This is a genomic window from Phaeocystidibacter luteus, assembly GCF_008933115.1.
Taxonomy (GTDB): Bacteria; Bacteroidota; Bacteroidia; order Flavobacteriales; family Schleiferiaceae; genus Phaeocystidibacter; species Phaeocystidibacter luteus.
In genome coordinates this window covers 1-616 of record NZ_WBVO01000025.1, presented here as the reverse complement: position 1 = coordinate 616, position 616 = coordinate 1, and the positions used below count along the sequence as shown (strand labels likewise).

1 protein-coding gene is annotated in these 616 nt (G+C 41.9%); it reads right to left on the bottom strand.

The genetic code is table 11. From position 1 onward, the window contains the following. Positions 1-9: 9 nt before the first annotated feature. Positions 10-591 carry a hypothetical protein gene (locus tag F8C67_RS14250; RefSeq protein WP_151668532.1) on the bottom strand — a complete coding sequence of 194 codons (582 nt, stop codon included), beginning with the start codon at positions 589-591 and terminating at the stop codon, positions 10-12. Positions 592-616: the final 25 nt, after the last annotated feature.

Below are 616 nucleotides of genomic sequence, written 5' to 3'. Positions count from 1 at the left end.
TTAAATTATCTACTCCCTCACGCTATCTATCTCCTCTATAAATTCCGGATAAGCAGACCTCATCAAGTCGAAGCCTACTTCTCCAATAATGAATCGCATGTCGTTGATGTACTCGATCTCCGTCCCTCGGAATAATCGATGGATCATCTCCAGAAAATGTGCCTCCTCATATATCGTGTATGCGATGTCATTAGACTCATCTTTGTTCTTGGATATCTTTAACAGCTTTGGAATCAACCTGAATTTGTGATAGTGTGTCGTAATTAATCTCTCTCTATCATTTATGCAGAAGCTAGGACGAGCTTCTCTGTCCGCTTGGTTGTCCCAATACATTCCGTTCATGATTCCATAGGTGAGAAGCTCCAATTGGAAAGTCGTCCAGTGCCTAAAGTCTTCCATCAACGCATGCCAATCCGATTCATCAAAATCTCGCATGAAAATGTCCGTCATTCCCTCTGGACCGATGTCCAACCACCAATAGTCCGTATCGTTATGTTCATTCTCCAATAGAAACCCATATAACGACAATACCCCATAGCTTGAAGATTGAGTCTTGCATCGGTCGCCGTATTTGGTTTTTAGTGTTGTCATATTCTTAGAGTTAAGATTCGCCTAG

Coding starts and splice junctions, on each gene's coding strand:
- F8C67_RS14250 (WP_151668532.1), bottom strand. CDS start 591: ATGACAACACTAAAAACCAAATACGGCGACCGATGCAAGACTCAATCT.